This window comes from Luteitalea sp., assembly GCF_044337415.1.
Taxonomy (GTDB): Bacteria; Acidobacteriota; Vicinamibacteria; order Vicinamibacterales; family Vicinamibacteraceae; genus Luteitalea.
Window position 1 is genome coordinate 33,913 of sequence record NZ_JBIINP010000012.1, and the last position, 25,217, is coordinate 59,129.

At 71.4% G+C, this 25,217-nt stretch carries 12 protein-coding genes and 1 pseudogene; 6 read left to right on the plus strand and 7 right to left on the minus strand.

The annotated features are described in order from the left end of the window. Nucleotides 1-420: 420 nt before the first annotated feature. Nucleotides 421-3,090: a DUF5916 domain-containing protein gene (locus ACIRDX_RS04045; protein ID WP_396624118.1), complete on the minus strand. Its 2,670-nt coding sequence runs from the start codon at nucleotides 3,088-3,090 to the stop codon at nucleotides 421-423. A 27-nt stretch (nucleotides 3,091-3,117) separates the two neighbouring features. Next, the gene (locus ACIRDX_RS04050; RefSeq protein WP_396624119.1) at nucleotides 3,118-4,968 is read right to left on the minus strand and encodes a hypothetical protein; all 1,851 of its coding nucleotides are present in this window, start codon (nucleotides 4,966-4,968) and stop codon (nucleotides 3,118-3,120) included. Between the two features lie 109 nt (nucleotides 4,969-5,077). Between ACIRDX_RS04050 and ACIRDX_RS04055 the strand changes: the two genes are divergently transcribed. From ACIRDX_RS04055 to ACIRDX_RS04065, 3 genes are read left to right on the plus strand one after another with little or no spacing between them, the layout of a single operon-like run. Further along, nucleotides 5,078-8,434, plus strand: a complete 3,357-nt coding sequence (locus tag ACIRDX_RS04055; RefSeq protein ID WP_396624120.1) for a DUF1553 domain-containing protein — start codon at nucleotides 5,078-5,080, stop codon at nucleotides 8,432-8,434. Further along, the gene (locus tag ACIRDX_RS04060) at nucleotides 8,431-9,912 is read left to right on the plus strand and encodes a DUF1501 domain-containing protein (RefSeq protein WP_396624121.1); all 1,482 of its coding nucleotides are present in this window, start codon (nucleotides 8,431-8,433) and stop codon (nucleotides 9,910-9,912) included. Before ACIRDX_RS04055 ends, ACIRDX_RS04060 begins: the two co-directional genes overlap by 4 nt. Before the next feature lie 3 nt (nucleotides 9,913-9,915). Further along, nucleotides 9,916-11,373, plus strand: coding sequence for a c-type cytochrome domain-containing protein (locus ACIRDX_RS04065; RefSeq protein WP_396624122.1), 1,458 nt, complete (start codon nucleotides 9,916-9,918; stop codon nucleotides 11,371-11,373). A 61-nt stretch (nucleotides 11,374-11,434) separates the two neighbouring features. On the opposite strand, the gene ACIRDX_RS04070 is transcribed toward ACIRDX_RS04065, so the two are convergent. Next, a complete protein-coding gene (locus tag ACIRDX_RS04070; RefSeq protein WP_396624123.1) occupies nucleotides 11,435-12,301 on the minus strand; it encodes a transporter in 867 nt (288 codons plus the stop codon). A 122-nt stretch (nucleotides 12,302-12,423) separates the two neighbouring features. Further along, nucleotides 12,424-12,573 (minus strand): annotated as a pseudogene (locus ACIRDX_RS04075) (amidohydrolase family protein); the annotation flags it as partial. Nucleotides 12,574-12,611: 38 nt separating this feature from the next. Between ACIRDX_RS04075 and ACIRDX_RS04080 the strand changes: the two are divergent. Together ACIRDX_RS04080 and ACIRDX_RS04085 are read left to right on the plus strand one after the other, a co-directional pair. Then, the gene (locus ACIRDX_RS04080) at nucleotides 12,612-13,454 is read left to right on the plus strand and encodes an ATP-binding protein (protein WP_396624124.1); all 843 of its coding nucleotides are present in this window, start codon (nucleotides 12,612-12,614) and stop codon (nucleotides 13,452-13,454) included. Between the two features lie 100 nt (nucleotides 13,455-13,554). Beyond that, nucleotides 13,555-14,394: a Na+-dependent transporter gene (locus ACIRDX_RS04085; RefSeq protein WP_396624125.1), complete on the plus strand. Its 840-nt coding sequence runs from the start codon at nucleotides 13,555-13,557 to the stop codon at nucleotides 14,392-14,394. Here ACIRDX_RS04085 and ACIRDX_RS04090 read toward each other — a convergent pair. Genes ACIRDX_RS04090 through creD form a run of 3 tightly spaced genes read right to left on the minus strand, consistent with a single transcriptional unit; the run spans nucleotide 14,391 to nucleotide 24,517 of the window. Beyond that, nucleotides 14,391-22,934 (minus strand): GH36-type glycosyl hydrolase domain-containing protein, encoded by an 8,544-nt coding sequence (locus tag ACIRDX_RS04090; RefSeq protein WP_396624126.1) that lies wholly within the window; start codon nucleotides 22,932-22,934, stop codon nucleotides 14,391-14,393. The genes ACIRDX_RS04085 and ACIRDX_RS04090 overlap by 4 nt on opposite strands. Before the next feature lie 45 nt (nucleotides 22,935-22,979). Next, the gene (locus tag ACIRDX_RS04095; RefSeq protein ID WP_396624127.1) at nucleotides 22,980-23,168 is read right to left on the minus strand and encodes a hypothetical protein; all 189 of its coding nucleotides are present in this window, start codon (nucleotides 23,166-23,168) and stop codon (nucleotides 22,980-22,982) included. Further along, nucleotides 23,165-24,517, minus strand: a complete 1,353-nt coding sequence (gene creD, locus ACIRDX_RS04100) for a cell envelope integrity protein CreD (RefSeq protein WP_396624128.1) — start codon at nucleotides 24,515-24,517, stop codon at nucleotides 23,165-23,167. Before creD ends, ACIRDX_RS04095 begins: the two co-directional genes overlap by 4 nt. 14 nt (nucleotides 24,518-24,531) lie before the next feature. Between creD and ACIRDX_RS04105 the strand changes: the two genes are divergently transcribed. After that, on the plus strand, nucleotides 24,532-25,217 hold a 686-nt coding region (locus ACIRDX_RS04105; RefSeq protein WP_396624129.1), incomplete at its 3' end, for a response regulator transcription factor.

Sequence of the window (25,217 nt, forward strand, 5' to 3'; positions counted from 1 at the left end):
CGCGAGTCACAAGGGAGTCAAGGGACCAGGGACAGGGCGGTCAGGGACAAGGGACACGGACTGCCAGGTCACGGGCGAGGCGGGGCAGCATCCGCGCAAGGGACAAGGGACGAGTACGCAAGTCACAAGGGCGGCGAGGGACCAGGGACAAGGCGGTCAGGGACAACGGACACGGACTGCCAGGTCACACGGGCAGGGCCACGCATGCGCGTATCTGGACAGCAGGAGCACGACGGACAAGACACGAGGGGTACCGAGAGGGCGACACCGACGAGTGGCGTCTGTGCCACGCTGTGCGCGATGACCGTCGGGAGTCCGGCAGTTGGTTGCCTTTCCTTGTCCCTCCTCCCGTGGCCTTCTCCTGTCCCTTGTCCCTCGTATCCCTTGTGACTCGCGTACTGGTCCCTTGTCCCTTGTGCGCTATCTCAGCCCGAACCAGTACGACATCTTCACCAGCAGCACGTCGTCGGCCGGCGCCGAGAAGACGCGACCGGCGTCGTCGCCGAGGTCGAACGCGCCGGTGAGGCCCGTGTCGCGGCGGTTCTGTGTCCACACCACGAACAGCGTCGAGCCCGGGCGGAACTCCCAGCGGAAGACCGTGTTGGCGCGCAACGACCGGATGTTGAAGTCCGGCTGCGCGATCGCGAAGGGCGCCGCGGCGCCCGCACCGTCGGGGTCGATCACGAGGCCCTGTCCCGCAGGGCCGGGCGCGATGGTGCTGCCGGCATCCTCGCCGTAGCGGACGAACGCGAACGTGCGGGGCGCCGCCACCTCCTTGATCGCCCCGAAGTCCCCCGCCGACACGAGGGGCTGCAGGAACACCTGCAGCGACGTGCGGGGCGACGTGACCAGGCTGAGGCGCGTGACCATCGACACCTCGGTCTGATCGAGTTCGCCGAAGACGTACCGGCGACCGTAGGTCTGCGTCGCGAGCGGGTCGTCGACCGTGGACAGGTACTGCGCGGCGACGATGTTGCGCCGGTACGCGGGACCGACGCTGAGGGTGACGGCCGGGGCCGGGCGCAGCGCGACGCTGACGCCGGCGGTGAGCGCCGACGCGCCGTACTGCCGCGCGGTGTACCCGAGGTCGGTGCCGACGACGGCCACCTTCCGGTTGTCGCTCAGCACGCTGAACTGCGCGCCGACGCTGCCCGGGCGGATCACCGTCGGCCCGCCGCGCGTGAGCTTGTCGTCCCACACGCGCCGCGCGTGCGTGAGCGTGAGCGACGTGCGCCAGAAGTTGCGCCACTGCGCGCTCATCGCCCCCTGCCACCCGTCGCCCTGCAGTTCGGCGCCGTAGTTCCACGTCCACCACTTGGAGACCCAGGCCGTGCGCTCCCGGGTCCAGCCCGACGGGATCAGCTTCCTGAACTGGACCATCGCGTGACCGCCGGCGCGATCGGTCTGCGTCGAGAAGCCGAGGTCGTTGACTTCGAGCCCGGGACTCATCCCCCACACGCCGAAGTTGGCGGTGATGTTGCCGCCCTGCTTGTTCAGGTTCGCCTGCCCGGTCCAGCCCGAGAGACTCGTGGCGGTCGGGTCGAGCGACACGTGCGGTGCGTCGGGCCGCTGGTAGTAGCGCTGCTCGGCACGCTGCAGGCGCGTCATCGCCGCGGCGGTCCCCTCGACGCGGCTGCCCGCGATCCCGCCATGCAGCACCCACCGGCGCGACGCGTCGAGGAACCAGTGCCCGTCCATGCCGAGCATGTGCGCACGCGAGGTGAGCGCGTTCTCGAGCTGCGCCTCGCGCCCCTCGCGGACCACCGACGTGCCGAGCAGGCCGATGCCGGCGCGGGCGCCAAGTTCGCGCTGGGCCCGCACGACGGCGTAGTTGGTGAGCGGCTCGACGTCTCGCTCGATCGTCTGGACGCCGTTGGAGAGTCGCGCCTGCTCGCGGCCGGTCACCGCATTCAGCGCGCCGATCGTCCAGCCGCGCCGCGTCCGGCCCACGAGCTTGCCGGCGCCGAGGATCGTCGTCGTGGAGGGAGCGTCGAGGTAGGGACTGGCGTACCGGCCCTGCGGCGCGCGGCCGATGCGGCGGCTGTAGAAGAGGGTCGGCTCTGGCCGGAAGAAGCCCCAGTACTCGCTGGCGCCGCTGCGGCCGAAGTTACCGAAGACCTTCGCGCCCTCGGTGAAGAACGGCCGCCGCTCCTCGAAGAACACCTCGAACTGCGTGAGGTTGACTACCGCGGGGTCCACCTCGACCTGGCCGAAGTCCGGGTTGAAGGTCGCATCGAGCGTGAGGTTGCTCGTCACGCCGTACTTGAGGTCCATGCCCGCCGCCGCGAACCCGCGCGTGCCGTCGTTGAACGGGTTGCCAGGCACGAGTGGCTCGATGAACTCGGCGCGGGAGGTGGCATAGGGCATCAGCTCCAGCGTGCCGGGCGGGCGGATACCGACAATGTCGTCCAGGTGCGCCATGCGCGACGCCAGGCCGGGCTCGTTCTTCCCCACCAGCTCGAGCCAGTCCGACTCGTTGCGGCGCTGGATGACCCGCTGCACGTTGATGCCCCACGTGGCGCGGTCGCTGGCCGTGAACCGCAGTTGCGACAGCGGGATCCGCATCTCGACCGTCCAGCCCTCGTCGTCGATGCGCACGGCCGAGGCCCACACGGCGTCCCACGTCGGGTCCAGGAACTGGTCGTTGTAGATGAGGGCGTCGCGCTGCACGCCAGCCGCCGACACGCCGAACTGCGCGCCTGTCAGGTGGTCATGATGCGGGTCGAGGTACACGAGGAAGGCGTCGGCCTCGACGGCCACGTCGCGCCGCGACAACTGGCGCACGATGGCGGACGGCTCGCGATCGCGCAGCCGCGCGGAGACGTAGAGGGCCTGATCGTCGTACCCGACGCGGACCTCGGTGTCTTCCGACGCAGGCTCGCCCTGGACGGGGTCGCGCTGCAGGAACCCGGAGGCCGGCGCGATGCCCTGCCACGCCGCCTCGTCGAGCCGGCCATCGACGACAGGCGGCGTCACGAACCGGACGGCGTGCACCTCGCGTGGACCGCCGGCCTGGGCCACGGCCCATGAGGGCAGGCTCGACATCGCCCCGACCAGCAGGAGGTGCAGGGTGACGGCGCGCGATCCCACGGCGCGAATTGTAGCGTGTTGCCCCTGTCAGCGCGGTGGCGAGGGCACGACCCGCACGTCGTCGACGTGGAACACAGCCAGCGGTGCCGGGTCGTCGGGGTGCAGCACGTCGTCGAGCACGCCGTATCGGTCGTCGGCGCGCGTCGGCGTCGAGCGGTGGCTGCCGGTGCGGAACGCGATGCGCTCGAGCGACGACGCGGCCACGGCGAAACGTGCGCCGCGCGCTACCGTGCGGCCATCGACGAGCACGTCGAACCGGGAGGTCTCCGCCGAGGCGCGGATCGTGATCTGGTGCCAGCGGCCCGCGACGTAGCGGCCGGCGGGTGTCCGCGTGTCGCCGTCGATCACGCCGAGCGTGCCGTCTGGCTCGAAGGCCACCTGCACGACGCGCTGTCCGTCTCGGCTGAGGAGATCGATGTCGAGTCGCCCGTGCCGAGCCTGCCCGGCATGGACGGCGACGCGCACCTCCACGTCGCGTGCCTGCGGGAACAGGCGCACGGCGCTGGCGTGATCGTACGGGTCGCGATCCTCGAGCCGCAGGCTGTGGTTGCGTGCTGACGGGAAGGCGACCACCCCCACGTCGGCCCACCGCGGGCGATACGTGTGCCAGTCGGGCAGGGTGCTGCCAGGTGCCTGCTGGTCGAACGTGTCGGCCACCGACCGATCCTCGGCGTGCCTGAGCGGCAGGGGCACACGGCTGATCCAGATGTCTTCCTTGTTGCTGCTGTAGGTCACCCAGAGGTCGTGGCCCGGCGGGCGCCCGTTGCCCTCGGCGATGCCCCGCACGTACTGCAGGCCGAAGTCCTTGGCCCGGCCGACGAAACGCCGGGGCGGCACTTCGCCGTTCAGGAGCAGCAGCGGCCCGAAGGTGATGCCGTCCTCGCTCGGCGCCACGGCCAGTGGCCAGCGGCCGCGCTCCGCCGGGTTGTAGACCATCGCGAACCGTCCATCGGCGGTCCGCTGCCCCCACGTCTTGGCCCCGCCGGTGACCAGGCTCGGCACCTGCACCGGGGTACTCCACGACCGCCCCTCGTCGGTGGACAGCGCGGTCCAGGCATGTTTCCAGAGCGCCACCGCCGTGCCGTCCAGGCGATGGAAGATCGACGGCGCCTGCAGCACCGGCCCCGACACCGCGAAGAATCCATCGTCGGCGCGGTCCTCCTCGCGCCACTGCAGCGTGACGAGCTTGTCGGCCAACAGGGCGGCGCAGGCCTCGACGAAGCCGGCGTCGGTCGAGCGCGCGTAGAACGGGAACCGCGGCGTGTTGGCCTCGGTGCGCCCGGCCAGCGCGTTGTACCTGACGAAGTGGATCTGCCCGTACGTGCCGTCGCGATGGGCCTCGCGGACGACGCGACCGATGCCGGTGGCCCCCATCGGGTTGGGCGCATGGCCGTAGTGGCCCACGACGAGGAGCCGGCCGTTCGGCGCCACGTAGAAGCCCATGCGCTGGTGCATCATCGCCATGCCCGACTCGTGGCCGGAGATCGGCCCGGGACGCAGGTGATACACGGGAAAGACGGGCTCCGGACGGCTCCAGCGGCGTCCGTCGGTCGACGTGGTGATGAAGGTCTGCCCCGGTGCGAGGTGCTCGCCGAAGGGATTGCTCAGGTACTGCAGGTAGAAGCGGCCGTTCCAGTGAGCCAGGAAGGGCGCGTGGCTGTACGTCCAGCCCCAGCCGTCGGCCTCCTGCGGCCGCGTGCGGTTGGCGCGCATCACCTGGATGTGCTCGGCGCCGGCGACGAGCGGCAGGCCACCATCGTGCCGATCGGGATCGATCCGGGCCTCGACCACCCGGATCGGCTCAGCCGGGCTCCCCGGCTGGGACGCCTGCTGGGCCGACAGCAGCATCAGGCTCACGACGACGACAACGGTGCGCACGGGCCGGCATTGTATGCGGCTGTCGGTCGGCAGGCTGCCCAAGGTGAACGATTGCGCCGCCTGCGCGCATCGCATAGGCTGGAACTCGATCCTGGAGTTCGTGTCCCCGATGGCCTCAGAGCCCTGCCCCGCGGTCGCGGGCCTGCCGCGCATCGCGCGGCGCCCGGCGGCCCTGCTGTTCCTCGCCACCGTCCTTGCCGGCGGCCTCGCGTGCCGCCCGGCGGCGCCGCAGGTGGCGGGTGTGCCCGAGCAGGTGGACTTCAACTTCCACGTCCGCCCGATCCTGTCGGACAAGTGCTTTGCCTGCCACGGCCCCGACGACCGGGCGCGCAAGGGCGGGCTGAGCCTGCACACGAAGGAGGGCGCGTTCGCCGCGCTGGCCACCGGCCGACGCGCCGTCGTGCCGGGCAGCACCCGCAAGAGCGAGCTGGTGCGGCGCATCCTGAGCACGGACCCGGCAGTGATGATGCCGGTGCCCGACTCGCACCTGTCGCTGACCGAGGTGGAGAAGGCGACGTTGGTCCGCTGGATCGAGCAGGGCGCGACGTGGACGCCGCACTGGGCCTTCGTCGCCCCGAAGGCGCCCACGCTGCCGACGGGCGCCGACCTCCGCGCGCCGTCCAACCCCATCGACGCGTTCGTCCGCGCCGACCTGCGCGGCACCGGCCTGGCGCCGTCGCCCGAGGCGTCGAAGGAAACACTCATCCGCCGCGTCTCGATCGACCTCACCGGCCTGCCACCGACGGTCGCGGAGATCGACGCCTACCTGGCCGACACCAGCACGAACGCCTACGAGAAGGTCGTCGACCGCCTGCTCGCCTCGCCCGCGTTCGGCGAGCGCATGGCCGCCGACTGGCTCGACGTCGCCCGCTACGCCGACTCGCACGGCTACCAGGACGACGGGATGCGGCAGATGCACCCGTGGCGCGACTGGGTGATCAAGGCGTTCAACCGCAACATGCCGGTGGACGACTTCATGACCTGGCAGCTGGCGGGCGACCTCCTGCCGAACGCCACGACCGAGCAGCGGCTCGCGACCGCGTTCAACCGCAACCACATGCAGTCGCAGGAAGGCGGCATCGTCTCGGAGGAGTACCGGGTCGAGTACGTCGCCGACCGGGTCAACACGTTCGGGTCGGCGTTCCTCGGGCTCACGCTGCAATGCGCGCGGTGCCACGACCACAAGTACGACCCGGTGATGCAGCAGGACTACTTCAAGCTGTTCGCGTTCTTCAACAACGTCAACGAGACCGGGCAGATCCCGTATTCGGGGATGCCGAGCCCGACGGTGACGGTGAGCACGCCGGAGACCGACGCCGAGCTCGCGGCGCTGCGAGCCGCCATCGGCCCGCTCGAGCAGGCGACGCGCGTCGATCGACTGGCCACGGGTCCGGCGTTCGAGGCGTGGCTGGCCAGGACCACCGCCGACGCCGCGCCCGTCGCGGCGCCGCTGCCGCGCCCGATCGTCCACCTGCCGCTCGACGCGATGAAGGACTACACCTTCGCCAACCTCGCGACGCCGAAGCGGAAGGGCACGGTGGGCGGCGAGGAGGAACGCAAGAAGAAGACGGCGCGAGCACCGCAGGTGGTGCCCGGCAAGGTCGGCCAGGCGGTGCGGCTGGTGGGCGACAGCCAGATCGACCTCGGCGGCCGCGACGAGAAGTTCGGCTTCTTCGAGCGCAACGAGCCGTTCTCGTTCGGCCTGTGGATCCGCCGCGACAAGGACAAGGTCGGTGGTCCGGTGGTGACACGATCGGGCGCGGTGATGAACGGCCATCGCGGCTACGAGCTGATCCTGCGGCCCGACGGCACGCTGACGGCGGGACTGCATCACGTGGCGCCCGACAACTCGCTCGAGATCGAGACACTCGAGCCGCTGAAGGTCGGCACCTGGTACCACGTCGCCGTCACCTACGACGGCTCCAGCCGGAATCCCGGGCTGCGCCTGTACCTCGATGGCGCGCCCGCGAAGACGCGCCTGATGACCGACAACCTCGCGCGCAGCATCATCAGCGAGCCGCTCGGCGACTGGGGCGGCATCTCCGCGATCCGCCTCGGGCGCCGCGGCGACGAGAACCTGTCCGACACGTCGATCGACGAGTTCATGGTGTTCCCGACGCAGTTGACGGCTCCCGAGGTCGCCACGCTGGCCGCACGCGGAGTCGATTCAGGGCTGCCGCGGGAGATCACTGACCGCCGGACAAGTCCGGCGGCTACGACTTCCCCGGGTGTAGGCGCCGGACGTGTCCGGCGCACGTTCACGCGCGACGAGCTCGCCGAGCACTGGGTGCTGCGTGTCGCAAAGGCCGGCGAGCGCGAGCGCGCCCAGCTGCGCACGCTGCGCGGCAAGGAGAACGCCATCATCACGAAGCTGCCGCAGGTGATGGTGATGCGCGACCTCCCGGCCGAGCGCGCCCGGCCGACGTTCGTGCTGGCGCGCGGCGCCTACGATGCGCCGACGACGAAGGTCGAGGCCGACACGCCGGCGATGCTGCCGCGGCTGGCATCCGGGCAGCCGCGCAACCGGCTCGGCCTGGCGCGGTGGCTCACGGCGAAGGACAACCCGCTCGCCGCGCGCGTGCTCGTGAACCGCTACTGGGCGATGCTCTTCGGCAACGGCCTGGTGGCGACGCCCGAGGACTTCGGCAACCAGGGCAAGCTGCCGACGCACCCGCAGTTGCTCGACTACCTGGCCGTGTCGTTCCGCGACGGCGGCTGGAACCTCAAGGGGCTGCTCCGACAGATCGTGACGTCGCAGACCTACCGCCAGTCGTCGGTGGCGACGCCGCAGGCCCTCGAGCTCGACCCGGCCAACGAGAAGCTGGCGCGCGGCCCTGGCTACCGCCTGTCGTCCGAGCAGATCCGCGACAACGCGCTGGCGGCCAGCGGCCTGCTGGTGCGCACCGTCGGGGGGCCGAGCGTGTACCCGTACCAGCCGCCCGGCCTGTGGGAGGAGCTCGCCACGCGCAACGCGACGACGTACGCGCAGGGCAAGGGCGACGACCTGTACCGCCGCAGCCTGTACACGGTGTGGAAGCGCTCGACGCCCCCGCCGTCGGCCATCAGCTTCGACGCCTCGGAGCGCCTGCTCTGCACCGTGCGGCGGCAGCGGACGAGCACGCCGCTACAGGCGCTCGTGCTGCTCAACGACGTGCAGTACGTCGAGGCCGCGCGCGTGCTGGCCGAGCGGCTGCTGCTCGAAGGCGGCGCGACGCCGGCCGAGAAGGTCACGCTGGCGTACCGGCTGCTCACGAGCCGGCACCCGCGGCCGAGCGAAGTGGCTACCGTGCAGGCCCTGTACGATCGGGAGCGGGCGCGCTTTGCCGCCAACGTGGTGGCGGCCCGTGTGCTGGCAGCCAGCGGCGACAAGCCGCCGGCCCGCACGCTCGACCCGGTCGATGTCGCGACGTGGACGGTGGTGGCAAGCACGATCATGAACACGGACGAAGCGGTGAACAAGCGATGAAGGCCCTCGAGGATCTCAAGTTCAACGCGACACGGCGGCACTTCCTGTCGGCCGCGAGCCTCGGCATCGGATCGGTGGCCCTCGGGTCGCTGCTCGATCCCTCGCGGCTCTTCGGCGGACCGGCGCAGGCACCCGCGGCCATCGTGCCCGGCGCCGCGCCGACGGGTCCCGTGCTGCCCGCCACGCACCTGGTGCCGCGCGCCAAGCGCGTCATCTACCTGTTCCAGAGCGGCGGTCCCTCGCAGCTCGATCTGTTCGACGAGAAGCCACTGCTGCGGTCGATGAACGGCGAGGAACTGCCCGACTCGGTGCGCAAGGGCCAGCGCCTCACCGGCATGACGGCGCACCAGAAGCAGTTCCCGCTGGCCGGATCGCACTTCGCGTTCGCCCGCCACGGCCAGAGCGGCGCGATGGTGAGCGAGCTGATGCCGCACACGGCGGCCATCGCCGACCGGCTGTGCTTCGTGAAGTCGATGCACACCGAGGCCATCAACCACGACCCGGCCGTGACCTTCGTGCAGACGGGTACGCAGCAGGCGGGGCGCCCGTCGATCGGCTCGTGGCTGTCGTACGGCCTGGGGTCCGACAACGCGAACCTGCCGTCCTTCATCGTGCTGCTGTCGCGCGCGCGGGAGGGCGACCAGCCGCTGTACTCGCGGCTCTGGGGTAGCGGCTTCCTGCCGTCGCAGCATCAGGGCGTGCAGTTCCGTCGCGGCAAGGATCCCGTGCTGTACCTGGGCGACCCCGACGGCCTGAGCGCCGAGACGCGCCGCAGCATGCTCGACGCGTTCCGCACGCTCGAGGAAGAACAGCACGCCAAGGTGCTCGACCCCGAGATCAACGCCCGCATCGCGCAGTACGAGATGGCGTACCGCATGCAGACGTCGGTGCCGGAGGTGATGAACTTCACCGACGAGCCGGAGAGCGTGCTGAAGATGTACGGGCCCGAGGTGAAGACGCCCGGCACGTTCGCGGCAAACTGCCTGCTGGCGCGCCGCCTGGCCGAGCGCGACGTGCGCTTCATCCAGCTCTATCACCAGGGCTGGGACCAGCACGGCAACCTGCCCAAGGACATCCAGATTATGACGAAGTCGGTCGACCAGCCGTCGGCCGCGCTCGTGAAGGACCTCGAACAGCGGGGCCTGCTCGAGGACACGCTCGTGATCTGGGGCGGCGAGTTCGGACGCACCAACTACTCGCAAGGCAAGCTCACGAAGGAGAACTACGGGCGCGACCACCACCCGCGCTCGTTCACCATCTGGATGGCGGGCGGCGGCGTGAAGGCCGGCATGACGTACGGCGAGACCGACGAGTTCGGCTACAACGTGGTGCGCGACCCGGTGCACGTGCACGACTTCCAGGCCACGCTCATGTACCTGCTGGGTGTCGAGCACGAGCGGCTCACGTTCAAGCACCAGGGACGGCGCTACCGCCTGACCGACGTGCACGGACACATCGTGAAGGCGCTGCTGGCCTAGCCCGTGCTCACCGACCTGCAGCCGTTCCTCGGGCGCTTCCACCCGCTCATCGTCCACCTCCCCATCGGCGTCCTGCTCCTCGCGGGCGCCGTGGAGGTGCTGTCGCGCACGCGCCGCTTCGCCGACCGGGGCCTCGACCGCCTCATGCCGGTCATCCTCGGCATCGGCGCCCTCACCACCATCGCCGCCATCGTCACGGGCAACCTGCTGTCGTGGTCGGGCGAGTACGACCCCGTGCTCGTGGGGCGGCACCAGCAGTGGGGCACGGTGCTGGGCCTGGCGTCGGTCCTCGCCACCATCGGCACGTGGTGGCGCAGCAGCGCCGCCGGACGGGCGCCACAGATGCTGTACGGTGCGTCGATCATCGCCACCCTGGTGCTGGTCACGCTCACCGGGCACTACGGCGGATCGCTCACGCACGGCGAGACCTACCTTACCGAGTACCTGCCGTTCCGGGCGGCGGCCAGCGAGGCGACGCGGGGGCCGGTGGACCTGAGCACGACGAAGGTGTTCGCCACGCTGGTGGCGCCGACGCTCGATGCACGCTGCGTGACGTGCCACGGCCCCGCGCGCCAGTCCGGCAAGCTGCGCCTCGACTCGGCCGAGGCGATCGCCAAGGGCGGGGACTCGGGCGCCGCCATCACGCCGGGCAGCGCCGCCGGCAGCCTGGTGGTGCGCCGCATCTTCCTGCCGCCGTCCGACAAGAAGGCCATGCCGCCGAAGGGCCATCCGGCCCCCAGCCACGCCGAGGTGGCGCTGCTCCGCTGGTGGATCGACCAGGGCGCGTCCTTCGATCAGGTGCTCGCCGACACGACGGTGAACGCCGACGTCGAACCGGCCATCGCCGCCCGCCTCGGCCCCGTGGACTTCACCGCGCCGGCCATCCTGTCGGTGCGTGTGCAGCCTGGCGATCCGAAGGCCATCGAGGCCGTGAAGGCCCTCAAGCTGCGCGTCGAACCCCTGCGCGACGATTCATCGCTGCTGGTGATCCAGGCGCCGCCGGCCGCGCGCGGCGTCGACGACGCGGCACTGAAGGCGCTGGAGCCACTGGCCGCGCAGATCGCGTGGCTCGATCTCGGCGGCACACAGGTGACCGACGCCGGGCTCTCCCTCCTGCTGCCCAAGCTGGTGAACCTGTGGCGGCTGTCGGTGGATCGCACGGCGATCACCGACCGCGCGCTGCTACCGCTCGAGAAGCTCACGCGGCTCGAGGCGGTGAACGTCTACGGCACGCAGGTGACCGACGCCGGGCTGAAGCCGCTCGAGAAGCTGCCGCGGTTGCGCGCCGTGTACGCCTGGCAGACGCAGGTGACGCCCGCGGGCGCCGACGCGCTGAAGGCCGCCGTGAAGAAGGTGCAGGTCAACGTCGGGGCGCCGCCGGAGCCCGAACAGGAGCCCGCCATGACGGCCGAGGCCTCGTCCGGAAAGCCCTCGGCCGGCGCGAAGAAGGCCGCGCCCTGAGCGGCACCGGGGACCGGGTGCCGGGTACGGGGTACGGGGTACGGGGCCGCGGGTGCGGCCTCTACTTCGGGAACAGCAGCGTGACGACGAAGCGCAGGCCCCACTCGGGGCCGCCGCTCGGGCCCTCGGCGTAGAACCGCACGCCGCCGCCGACCGAGATCGGCTTCTTGTTGATGAGCAGCAGCTGCGACACCGTGAGGTTGATCGGCGCGATGAGCTGCTCGCTCTCCCAGTCATAGGTCAGTTCCGGGCTGATGCCGAACGTCGTCTTCGTCTTCGTGATGTAGCTCACGAAGGGGTTGACGAACGTCGCGTTGACGTCGGCGCGCGAGTCGTCGCCGGCGTACGCCTTGAGGTGGTTGCCCAGCACGCCGATGGTCAGCGCGCCCCGCTGCTTGAGGGCGACGACCGTGGGACCGACGGCCCACTTGCCGGTGCCGAGCAGGTCGTCGGTCGCGGTGGCGTACATGAGCGCCGGGCCGAAGCCGACGATCATGCCGCCCACGGGCTTCTTCGGCGAGAAGAAGAAGCTCTGCACGATGTCGCCGAAGCCGGTCGCGCCAGCGATGCCGGGGGCCGGCGAGCCGGCATCGATGATCGGCATGATCGTGCGCGTGATCAGGTTCCAGTCGGCATTCATCGAGAACGGGATCACCGGCTGCACGTTGAGCGTGTAGCGGTGCGTCTCGTTGGGCCCGATGCCGTAGTCGATGTTGTTCTGCAGCGGCACCGAGATGAGGCTGGCGACCGGGTTGGCCAGCTTGAGCGCCAGTTCCTCGGCGCTGCCGGGAGCCGGCGCCCCGGCGGGCGCCACCCGAGTCGCGGCCGGGGTGGGCTGTGCGGGAGTCGCGGCCGGCGACTGCGCGAGGGCCGGTGTCGTGGTGGCGAGGGCGCAGGCAAGGACGAGGGCGGAGACTGGTCGCGTCATGGTGTCCTGGGAGCGGGGCATGCCAGCATGACATGCCCCTGCAGGATCGTACCGGTGGCCTGCATCACTCACGACTGTGCCAAGGCATGGGCACGTCGTGTCTGATCGCAGACACCCGAAGGTCAGCGCTTGTAGACGCTCTTGCCTTCCTTGATCGTCTCCATCACCGTGATCGTGTTGATGGTCTTCGGGTCGACCGTGATCGGATTGGCCGAGAGGATCGCGAAGTCGGCGAGCTTGCCGACCTCGATCGAGCCCTTGTCCTTCTCCTCGCCCCTGCAGGTGTCGCACCTGCTGAAGGAGAGCGCCGGTGCACGCGCAGCTCGACGCCCTGCAGCCGATGCTGCGGCGCCTCCTCGGGGCGTCCGTGTCCGTCGCCATCGACGCCGGCGCGCGCGACGACCGCGTCTTCATGGATCCCGGCCAGTTCTCGCGCGTGCTGCTGAACCTTGCGGCCAACGCGCGCGACGCCATGCCCGATGGCGGCACCATCCGCATCGCCACGACGCTCGAGAGCGACGCCTCGGGACCGGTCCTGTGCCTCGCCTTCGCGGACACCGGCACCGGCATGACGCCCGATGTGCGGGCGCGCGTGTTCGAGCCGTTCTTCACCACCAAGGGTCCCGCGCGCGGGACCGGTCTCGGGCTGTCCGTGGTGCACGACATCGTGGCGGAGTCCGGCGGCACGATTGGCCTGGACAGCGAGCCCGGGCGCGGGACGCGGTTCGAGATCCGCTGGCCGCTCGCCACCAACGGCCCGGTGAGCACGACCGCGAACCAGGTGACCCAGGCGGACGTGAGGCACACCGTCCTCGTCGTGGAGGATCGCGAGGAACTCCGGACGCTGGTCGTGCGCGTCCTGTCCGGCGCCGGGTACCACGTGCTGAGTGCCACGGACGGCAGCGATGGGTTGGCGATGCTGCAGGCGCCTGGCCTGCACGTGGCGGCGGTCGTCAGCGACGTGATGATGCCGCGGGTGTCCGGGCCGTCGCTGCTGACCCAGGCGCGCCAGGCCGGGCTGTCGACGCCGTTCCTGTTCATCACCGGGCAGGCTGATGAGGCGCTCGCGGCCGGTGGCGCGCGCCTGCTCCCGAAGCCGTTCACGCCGACGCAGTTGATCGACGCCGTGGGCGCGGTCATCCGGCGGGCCTGACACCGCACCGGGACCACCCGTGATGGTGCGGGCGGGGGCGGCTGCCCGAAGGGGCACACCGCGCGACGCCCGGGGCGTGGTACTCGTGAAGCGGTCGCCCATGGATCCCGCCCACGCCATCCACGTGCTCCTCACCGCCAGCGTCCTGCTGCTGGTGCTCTCGCTCGGCCTCTCGACCTCGCTGCGCGACGCCACGACGGTGCTGCGGCGTCCGCTGGCGCTCGCGCGCGCGGCGGTGGCGATGTTCGTCATCGTGCCGGCGGTGGCCGCCACACTCGCCTCGTGGTTCGACTTCCGTCGGCCCGTCGAGATCGCCGTGCTCGCCGTGGCCATCTCGTCGGTGCCGCCGATCCTGCCCGGCAAGCAGTTGAAGTTCGGCGGCGATCGCTCCTACGTGTTCGGGCTACTGGTGGCGATGTCGCTCGTCTCGATCGTCATCGTGCCGGTGGCGGTGACCGTGATCGGGCGGCTGTTCGGCCACGACACGCGCATGGACGCCACCGCCGTCGCCCGCGTCGTCGGCATGACCGTGGGCCTGCCGCTCACGGCCGGCATCCTGCTGCGTGCCATCGCCCCCGGGCTCGCAACGATGGCGCCACGCCTGTCGGCGATGGGCACGCTGCTGCTGGCGGCGGGCGTGGTGCCCGTCCTGCTCACGTCGCTGCCGGCGATGTGGACCATCGTGGGCAGCGGCAGCGTGTGGTTCATCGCCGCGCTCGTGTCGGCGGCCATCGCGAGCGGACACCTGCTCGGTGGCCCACACCCGGGAGAGCGCACGCCCCTGGCGATCGCCTGCGCGATGCGCCACCCGGGCGTCGCCCTGGCCATCGCACGGCTGAACTTCCCCGACGAGCCGCTCGTGCCCGCGGCCGTGTTGCTGTACGTGCTGCTGGCTGGCATCGGCACCACCCTCTACGGGCGGATGCAGGGCGTCGCCTAGGCCTCGCCCAGCGTGACCACGACGCGGTGTGCCTTCCCGTCGTCGAGCAACGGCACGACGCCGTCGGCGATGCCCGCACCGTCGAGCGTGACCGAGGCCACGCCGGTGCAGCGGCGGTGCGGATTCTCCACCACGATGTGGTACCGGCACGAGCCGACACGCCAGTCGATCGTGTAGCCAGGCCAGGCCGACGGGATGCACGGCGCGACGGTGAACGTGCGGCCGTGACGCTGCAGCCCGAGGATGCTCTCGAGACCCGTGCGGTACATCCATCCGGCCGCCCCCGTGTACCACGACCACCCGCCGCGGCCGATGTGCTCCGGGTGCGCGTACACGTCGCCGTCGAGCACGTACGGCTCGGTCACGTAGCGCTCCACGCCGGCAGCGTCGCGCGTGTGGTTGATCGGGTTGAGGATGTGGAACAGCTCGACGACCTCGTCGCCGTAGCCCATGCGCGCCAGCGCCATGATGGTCCACAGCGCCGCGTGCGTGTACTGCCCGCCGTTCTCGCGGATGCCGGGGATGTAGCCCTTGATGTAGCCGGGATCCTTCTCGCCGCGATCGAAGGGCGGCGCCAGCAACAGCAGCAGCCGGGCATCGCGTCGCACGAGGTGCGCGCGCACCGCGTCCATCGCGCGTGCCGCACGACGCGGCGACGCCGCGCCCGAGAGCACCGCCCACGACTGGCTGATGGAGTCGATGCGACATTCCTCGCTGCCCGCCGATCCGAGCGGCGTGCCGTCGTCGTAGTAGCCACGGCGGTACCACTGGCCGTCCCACGACAGTTCGAGCGCCCCCACGAGACGCCGGGCCTCGGCGGCGTAGCGGGTCGATCGCTCCGCGTCGCCGCGTGCGGCGGCGATCGGCGCGAAGCGGGTGAGCACGGCGTGCAGGAACCAGCCGAGCCACACGCTCTCGCCGTGGCCCTCGTGGCCCACGCGGTTCATGCCGTCGTTCCAGTCGCCGATGCCCATCAGCGGCAGGCCGTGCGCGCCCGCCGTCAGCCCGCGCTCGATGGCGCGGATGCAGTGCTCGTACAACGACGCGTTGGTCGCCGACACGGCCGGCAGGTCGTACAACTCGTGCTGATCGGGGGCGAGCGGCGGCGCCTCGAGGAACGGCACGCGTTCGTCCAGCAGGGTCTCGTCGCCGGTGGCGTCCAGGTACTGCGCCGTCACGTACGGCAGCCAGAGCATGTCGTCGGAGCAGCGCGTCCGCGTACCGCGGCCGGTCGGCGGGTGCCACCAGTGCTGCACGTCGCCCTCGACGAACTGCCGGCTCGCGGCCCGCAGGATCTGTTCGCGGTACAGGTCGGTGCGGCTCCAGCCGAGCGCCATCACGTCCTGCAGCTGATCCCGGAAGCCGAAGGCCCCACCGGGCTGATGGAAACCCGTGCGTGCCCACAGGCGCGAGGCGACCGTCTGGTACAGCAGCCAGCGGTTGAGCATCAGGTCGAGCGAGTCGTCGGGCGTGTGCACCTGCACGGCGCCGACCACGTCGTCCCACACCGCATCGACCCGCTGGCGCCCCTCGTCGATGCGCTGCAGGTCGCCACACCGGGCGATCAGCGCGTGCACCTCGCCGGTCGACGCGCCGTCGCCGAGCAGGAACACCACGCGACGCGTCTCGCCGGGCTGCAGCCGCAGTTCCGTGTGGAGTGCGGCACACGGGTCGAGGCCCGCGCCAAGCCGGTTGGACAGCGTTGCCGCCGACAGGCCTGCCGGTGCGGCCAGCGATCCGTTGCGGCCGATGAACTCCGTGCGGTCGCCGCTCATCGACCGCACCGGCTCGCTGCACCAGGCGAACGCCACGCGTGTCGCGTACTCGGATATCCACGGGTTGGTCGCGACGATGGCGCCCGTCGTGACGTCGCGGTTGGTCACCACGGACCGCTGCACGCCCGCACGCGGGGGGCCGAGCGCCCAGGCGGTGTAGCCGAACACGGCCAGGCGCCTCACCTTCGCCGACGTGTTGGTCAGCGTCAGCACCGAGGCCTTCACGGGGGCGTCGGGGAACACGAAGACCTCGAGGTGCTGCCGCAACCGCTGCGTGGTGCGCTCGAAGGTGCTCACGCCGGCGCCGTGACTGATGCGCCACGCGTCGCCGCGCCGCCGCGGCAACGGCGCGGGTGTCGCACCCCAGCATTCGCCCGTCTCGTCGTCGCGCAGGAAGATCGCCTCGGCCGTGCCCTCGGAGACGGCATCGTTGTCGAACGGCGTCAGGCGATGCTCGCGGCTGTTGATCGACCACGTGAACGACGCCCCCGAGGCGGTGACCAACGTGCCGAAGTCCGGGTTGGCGAGGATGTTCGCCCACGGCGCGGGCGTCGCGGCCTCGTGCGTCAGGGTAATCACGTACTCGCGGCCGTCGGGGCTGAAGCCGCCGAGGCCGTTGTCCATCAGCAACGGCAGCGGCGCTGGCGCCAACGGGCCGTCCTCGCCCGCGGGTGCGCCCCGGGGCGCCGCGCGCTGGTGAGGCGGCGTGGGCGTGGGCGACGGGCGATCGAGTTGCTCTGACAGTTCGCCGCGGCTCCCGACGAGCACCGCGCGAGCCACCGCGAGCAGCAGGGCGCGGTCGGCAGGCGCCAGGCCTTCGCTGCGCAACAGGAACACCCCGCCGGGCTTGTCGCGCCACGCGCCCCACGATCCACCCGCGATCAGGCTCGACAGACCCTCGTGCATCTGGTCGAGGTAGTCGGCCGGGTGCTCGTTGAGGATCACGACGTCGGCGCGCAGGCCCTTGAGGCGCCAGTACTCCTGCGCCTGCAGCACCTGCCGGACGAGCCGCAGATCGTCGACCTCCTGCACCTGCACGAGCAGGAGCGGCAGGTCGCCGGAGATGCCGTGTGCCCAGAGCGCGGACTGGCCGAGCGTGTTGGCGGCGAGTGCCGACGACGAGGCCCGCAGTGACTGATCGAGATAGAGCACGCGCGACGCCAGGCGGTCGTACTGCCGGGCGAGATCGCTCGAGATGCCCAGGTGGCGCAGCAGCATCTGGCTGTGCGTGAACGCCATGGCGCCCGCCCGCGTCGCCGCACCGCGATCGTGGTACCGCTGCGCAAGGGCGATGGCCCCGTCGCGCGTGTCGGCCGCACCCGTCGAGAACGCCAGGCGCGCAAAACCTCCGGGCTCGAGCCGCACGCGCTGCCGCAAGCTGACGACCGGATCGAGGACGGCGCCGGTGGTGCCGCTGAGCGAGCGTCCCTCGAGCGCGGCGGGCGCGGCCATCGTGCCGCCGCGGCCGAGGAACCGCGTGCGGCTGGTCTCCCATTCGGTCTGCGACGAGCTGTGGCCATCGAGGCTCAGCACGTGGAACACCCACGCCCGCGGCTCACCGGCCGAGCGGGGACGGCGGCTGCACACCAGGGTGGTGATCTCGGGCAGGTACTCGGTCTGCACGAACAGCTTGCCGAACGCGGGGTGCGCGAAGTCGTCCTCCGCCCGGCCGAGCACGACCTCGGCGTAGCTGGTGACGTCGATCTCGCGCACGCGATCGCTGCGATTGGTGAGCGACAGCCGACGCACTTCCACGTCGTCGCCGGCGGCGACCACCACTTCCAGCATCGACTCGATGCCCTCGCCGGCGCCGCGATAGACGGCCTTGTCGGAGGCGAACGTGACGAAGCACTCCTCCGGCTCGCGCATCGTCGGGAACCAGGTCGGCGACCACACCACGCCCGACCTGACGTCGCGCAGGTAGAGGCACTGGCTGCCGACGTCCATGGTGCGGTCCTCACGCGCCCGCGTCACGACGAGGTCGCGCCAGCGGCTGTGCCCGCCGCCCGCCGCGGTGACCACGGCCACGTAGGACCCGTTGGACAGGAACTGCGCGTGCGGATCGAAGGTGTGCGGCGACCGGAAGCGGCGCAGCGGGATGCTCGGCGGCGTCCAGGGCGTGCGCGTGAGGTCGGCCGGGCGGGGCGGCGTGGAGGCGGCGTACCGCGGCACGCGTTCCTGCAGCAGCAGCTCGGTGGCCTGCACGCGCGGGTCGGCGTGGAAGCGCTCCACCATCACGTCGTCGAGCAGGGCGTTGGTGGCGGCCAGCAGCGTCATGCCCTGGTGGTGCGCCATGAAGGTGCGCACGACCACGCCCTCGGGCGCGGCATGGAGGATGGCCGGGTCGTCGGCGTCGGGGCCGCGGCGCGGCGTGTAGTCGATCGCCTCGTAGTAGCCGAACCGTCCCTCGGCACCCACCGCAGACAGCCGCGCGAGGTTGCGCAGCGCCGCCTGCGGCGCCAGCGCCAGGGTCAGGGCCGTGGCATAGGGCGCGATCACGAGGTCGTCGGCGAGCCCGCGCTTGAAGCCGAGGCCGGGCACGCCGAAGGCCTTGTACTGGTACGTGTCGTGCCGGTCACGCACGTTGTAGGCCGACTCGGAGATGCCCCAGGGCACGCCCCGCTGCCGGCCGTACTGCACCTGCCGCGCGATGGCGCCCGTGTTGGTCGTGTCGAGCAGCGTGCCCGGGAACGACCGCATGAGCAGCGACGGCATCAGGTACTCGAACATGGTCGCGCTCCACGACAGGAGCGTGGGTTCGCCCTCGACGCTCACCGCGCGGCGGCCGAGGTGGAACCAGTGGCGCTGCGGGACATCGCCGCGGGCGATCGCGATGAAGCTCGCGAGGCGCGATTCCGACGCGAGCAGGTCGTAGTAGGAGGCATCGAGCCGGCCGGGGCCGTCGTGGTCGGCGAGGCGGTACCCGATCGAGAAGAGGTGGCGTGTCCTGTCGTAGAGGAAGCCGAACCCCATGGCGTCGCCGAGGGCGCGACCGCGGGCCGCGAGTGTGCGAAGGCCCTCGCCCTCGAGCTGATGTGCGGCGGTGCCAGGCGCGGGGCCGGCGGGGGCGGTCGCCACCCGCGCCAGTGCCGCGCGCAGCGCGTACACCCACGACAGCACGAGCGGCTCGGCGGGATCGGCGGCGGCCCCGGGCGTGGAGGCGGGGGGCGGCTCGAAGACAGCGGGCATCTCGAGGATGGCGTCGGCCGCGGACATGGCCGTGCGCGCGGCAGCGGCCAGCGTCGCGTCGTCAGGCGCCTCGCGAAGCGTGGCCAGGATGCCTGACGCGAGCGCCTCGACCCGTGCGCGCCGCGCCTCGAGCTCGGGGATCGGCGCCAGACTGCCCGAGGCCAGGCTGCGGACGATGGCGGCGGTGTCGCCCAGGCCGTCGCGCAGGTGCGTGTCGCGCCGGGCCCGTGCCGCGAGGTCGTCGAGGCCGCAGGCCAGCGTGGCCAGGGCCGTCGCGAGGTTGCCGCTGTCGACCGTCGACACGTAGCGCGGCAACAGCGGCGCCAGCGTTGCGGTGTCGTACCAATTGAGCAGGTGCCCCTCGTGACGCTCCAGCCCTTCGCAGGTGTCGAGCGTGTGTGCCGTGCGATCGAGGAGCTCGCGGGTGGTGATGAAGCCGAGGTCGTGGGCGGCGAGTCCCGAGAGCAGGCTCATGCCGATGTTGGTCGGCGAGGTGCGGCGCGCCAGGTGCAGCCCCGGTGCTTCCTGGAAGTTGTCGGGCGGCAGCCAGTGGTCCTCGGGACCGACGAAGACCTCGAAGTAGTGCCACGTCTTGCGGGCGAGGCGACGGACCTGCGTGCGCTCGTAGGGCGCCATCGCCCGTCGCCGCGGCGCACGGGGTTGGCTGAGGGCCCATGCGATGGCCGGTGCGGCGAGCCACCCGACCAGGAATGGCAGGGCCGCGGCCCAGCCCCGGCGCGGCGACGCCGACACGGCGACCGCGGCGAGGATCGCCGCGATCGGGCTCGACGCCATCTGCACGAGGAACATCCGCTGCATCGCCCGGCCCCGCGTCGCGGCCGAGGCGGCCGCCACGCTCGAGGCCGTCTCCCACTCGAGCAGGCGGCGATGCGTGATGGCCAGGCGCGCCAGCGTGAGGATGATGGCGCGCAGCATCTCCCACGCGTGGAACGGCAGGAGCATCAGCCCCAGCAGGGCCTGCGCCGCCGCCGTGCGGATGTCGTCGCCGAGCGCGCGCAGGAAGACGCCAATCGACAGGCCGTGCAACGGTGCGGCCGCCAGGCGTGCCAGGGCGAGCAGGGTGGCCGCGCCGGCGACGCCGAGCGCCATCGCAGTCCACACGGACGGTCGGCCCGGCAGGATGGTCCAGCCAGCGACGAGGAACGCCAGCAGCGCCGGCGGCACGAGGCTGCGCCGGAGGTTGTCGAGGATCTTCCAGCGGCTGATCAGCGGCAGCTGGTTGCGCGCCATGCCCTGCGCGGTCGGCACCCAGGGAAACAGCCACAGCAGGATCTGCCAGTCGCCACGCACCCAGCGGCGCTGGCGGCGCACGTGCGCGAGGACCGTCGAGGGGTAGTCGTCGACCAGCTCGACGTCGCTCACCAGGGCCGCACGCGCATGCAGGCCCTCGAACAGGTCGTGCGACAACAACGCGTTCTCCGGCACGCGGCCGTCGAGCGTCGCCATGAACGCGTCGACGTGGTACAGGCCCTTGCCGGCGAAGATGCCCTCGCCGAACAGGTCCTGGTACACGTCGGACACCGCCGTCGTGTAGGGATCCACGCCCGTGTGGCCGGCGTAGACGCGCGCGAACAGCGACCCCGCAGCGCTCGACATCGTCACGCTGACGCGCGGCTGCAGGATGCCGTAGCCGAGCGTCACGCGCCGCAGCACCGGATCGACCTCGGGCTGGTTGAGGGGATGCAGGATGATGCCGAGCAACTCGCGCGCCGCGTCGCGCGGCAACCGCGTGTCGCTGTCGAGCGTCAGGCAGTAGCGCACGTGCGGCAGCACGCGGCGATCGCCCACCACGTGGTGGAAGCTGGTGTCGACGGCGCCGCGCAGCAGGCGGTTGAACTCCTCGATCTTGCCGCGCTTGCGCTCCCAGCCCATCCAGCGCGATTCCTTGTCGTTCCAGAGCCGATCGCGGTGGAAGAGGTAGAAGCGGTCCTGCTCCGGGCGGCCGTGCCGCAGGTTGAGCTCGGCGATGCCGTCGCGCGCGGCGTCGAGGATGGCCTGGTCGCCGGGCAGGTGCTGCGCGTCGGCGTCGGTGAAGTCGGACAGCAGCGCGAAGTGCAGGCGTGGGTCCGGGTTGGAGAGCGCGTGGACCTCGAGGTGCGCCAGCAGTTCGGCGACCGTGTCCACGTTGCCGAGGAGCGTCGGCACGATGACCATCGTCCGCCCCTCCTCCGGGATACCACGCTCGAGGTCGAGACGGGGCAACCGCCGTGGCCGGCTGAGCCGGGCCGCGACGCGCTGGATCGCGGCCGTGGCGAGGTCGGTCGCAGGCAACAGGGCCAGCAGGCCGACCAGCCACAGCAGCGACGGGCTGCCACCGGCCCACCACGCATACGCGACGGCAATGGCGACGAGCACGGCCGTGGCGAGCGCCAGTCCCCCCAGGTAGAGCGGTGTCGGATGCCGGTACAGCCGACGACGGAGGCGACCGCGGAGGCCGGGTCGACTCTCGAGCTGGCCTTCGAGGTACGCCCGGCCTGGCCCGATCAGGTAGTAGCCCACGTGGGCGTCGCGACCGTTGCCGAGCCGGGCGCCCGATCGCCGCGCCGCCTCCACGCTCTGCCGCGCGACGAGGATCTGCCCCTCGCCGGTGCCGTCGGCCAGCGCCTCGAGCGACTGTCGGTAGCGGTCGCGGCTGGCGAAGTCCATGCGGCCGTACACGCCGACCGGGTCGTGATGCAGCACGCGCTCGACGTGGCTGGCCAGCTCGACGAAGCGACTCCAGTCGTGGGTGGCGCAGAAGCGCAGGCTCGAGATGGCGTTGGCCATGGAGACCTGGTCGGCGGCCTCGCGATGCCCCTCGACACGGATGGCGTCCTCGGGCGACATGTCGCAGGCCGCCAGCCAGGCATCGAGCTCGCCGCGCACGGCCGCGGCGTGCGGTCCGTACTCCCTGATGCGCTGCAGCAACCGGACGACGAAGGGGAAGCCGCTGCGGTCGTCGAGCCGGACCGAGGCGGGTGTCGCCGGCCCGGCGTCGATCGAGGCCAGGTACGCGTCGGCACGGGCCGCTTCATCCCGCGCCAGCCGCAGGCCCTCCGAGATCTCCGAGACGTAGGCGATGAGCGCCGCCTTCAGCAGGCTCGGCCACGCCCACAACTCGCCGATCGTCAGCGGCGCCACGGACTGGAACGCGTCGACGTACTCGCGAAGGCGCTCCGCATCCAGCCGCCCGTCGCTGTGACGCACGGCCTCGATGGCCATGACCTCGACGCGCGCCACGGACGGACTGTCCTCGTACCGCGCCTTCGGCAGGCGCCGGTAGTAGCCCGGCGGCAGGTCGTGGTGGATGCTCCTGACCTCGTTGGCGATCAGGTGGAAGTTGTCGAGCAGCCACTCGCCGGCCGGCGACACCGGCTCGGCGCGACGCACGTCCTCGGCGACGACGCGATAGGCGTGCGCCAGGACGTGGGCCTGGTGATCGAGGCGTGCGAGGTGCGTCGGGCGCTGCCACCAGCGGCTGCGCGGCGTGGTCGGGCGCAGTTCGGCGGCCAGGTGCCTGGCGGCCACCTGCAAGCCTCCAAGGTCGAGTGCATCGCCCCGTGCAGGAGTGGCCAAGACCCTCATTGTCCCACGCGCAGCCGATCGTCATTGCGAAACTCATCAGTAACGCATCTCATCTGGCGCCACGAGACGCGCGCCCGCGCGACGTGTTGTCTCGCGCGTACGCACGCGAAGCGCGCTCAACAGGACATCGACCGACACCGCCTGCCTCGTCAGCAGCGCGTAGACCAGCCACGCCAGCTCCGTGTCGCTCCAAGCCGATGCGCCTGGCGTCGACGTGTCAGTCACGACTCACGCGTCCACGGCGCGGCGTCGGCGATGCGCAGGCTGAACCAGTCCACGTGGCGCGTCATCGCCATGATCACGGCCAGCATCACGAACAACCCCGTGGCCCCGGCCACGAGCGCGAGGTCCTCGAGCCTCAGCAGCAGGTAGAGGTACCCGTACAGCCCCGTCAGCGCCAGGCCCATCGAGACGCCGGCCCGCCAGCTCCGCAGCACGCCGCTCCAGTACCAGGCCAGCAGCAGCACGGTCGCCGACGATGCAACGAGGTAGGCGACGACGAAGCGCACGTGCTCGGCGAGCGAGACGAGCAGCAGGTAGAAGAGGCACAGGCCGAACCCGATGAACAGGTACTGCACGGGATGGACGGCCAGACGGCTGGTGATCTCCCGCAGGAACGCCACGGCCAGCGTGAGCACGATGAACAGCGCGGCATACTTCACGGCGCGCTCGGCCTGCTGGTAGACGTCGACCGGCTGCACGAGGTCGACGCCGATGGCCGAGGCGTCCGCACGCGCCTTCAGTGCACGGTCGTCCTCGGCCCCGCGCACCCACGCGGCGGGGAATCCGCGCGCGAACCACCCCGACTGCCACCGCGCCTCGAAGCCGTCGCTCCCCACCCGATGCGACACGGGCAGTTGCCCACCCGCGAAGCCGGGATGCGGCCAGGACGACGTGAGCGACAGTGTCGTCTCGTTGCCTGCCGGGACGACGGCGAGCGACCGCGTGCCGCGAAGGGCGAGGGCGACGTCGAACGTGGAGGGCTGTCCCGACGCGAGCGCCACATGCCGGACACTCACACCGGAGGTGGCCAGCCCCACGTCGTCCACGCCAGGCACGACCTGCATGGGACGACCGTTCCAGCCGACGCGCAGGCCCGTGGCGATGCCGCGCGGATCGCCCACGCCAAGGCTGAGCGTCGCCTCATCCCACGCGAACGTCACGTCGGGTCTGCCGACCACCGATTCGTCGACCGCCGAGAAGCGTCCGCGCAGCGTGACATGTGCCGTGTAGACGATGGTCGAGAACGGCCCGCGGGCGCGGATCTCGGGGTCGAGGCGCCCGGTGGCCTCGAGCGACGCGGGCAGCACCACGAGCCTGCCCGTACGGACCACTTCGCGCACGCCGCGGCCGTCCTCCGCGGCCTCCCGCACGACGTAGCGATAAGGCACGGAGAGAATCGGTCCGGTCACCAGTTGCCGGTCGCCCCACGTGCGACTGATCTCGCCCGCCACGTCGTCGCGCCGCGCGGCGCGCTCAGCGATCACGCCCCGCGTCATCCCGAGTGGCACCATCAGCACCACGAGCAGCAGCCCCATCACGACCATCCGCGCCAGTACCGACCGCTGCAGCATCACGTTCCCTCCCTGTGCCCGACCCACCGGGGCAGGCCAGCTACTACACCGCCACGCCGTGTCGTGCCGACGGCACGAGCGAGACATCTCGTGGCAGAACGTGGCAGAACGAAGGCAGCGCGGTACCCGGCGGCCTGCGCTACAGTCACGGCATGCCGGATCCGGTGGCCCCTCTCGTGGCCGTGGTCGAGGACGAGGACACCATCAGGGAGGCCGTGGGCATCGCCCTGCGGCGCGAGGGCCATCGTGTCGAAGTGCACGCCGATGGCGCGGCCGCGTGGCGGGCGTTCGATGCCGCGCTGCCCGACCTCGCGATCCTCGACATCGGCCTGCCGCTGGTGGATGGCCTCGAGCTGTGCCGCCGCCTGCGCGCCCGCAGCGACGTGCTGCCGATCATCTTCGTGACCTCGCGCGAGGAGGAGTTCGACCGCGTCCTGGGCCTCGAGATCGGCGCCGACGACTACCTGTGCAAGCCCTTCTCGATGCGCGAGCTGATGGCGCGCATCAAGGTGCTGCTCAGGCGCGCGGCCCTGTCGACCGCCGCCGTCACGCCCGAGGCCGACACGATCACGCTGGGGCCGCTCCGCCTCGACGGCCTGCGCCTGGCGGCGCACTGGCACGACCGCGCCGTGCTCCTCACCGTCACGGAGTTCCTGCTGCTGCAGGCGCTCGCCCGGCGACCCGGCGTGGTGCGCACCCG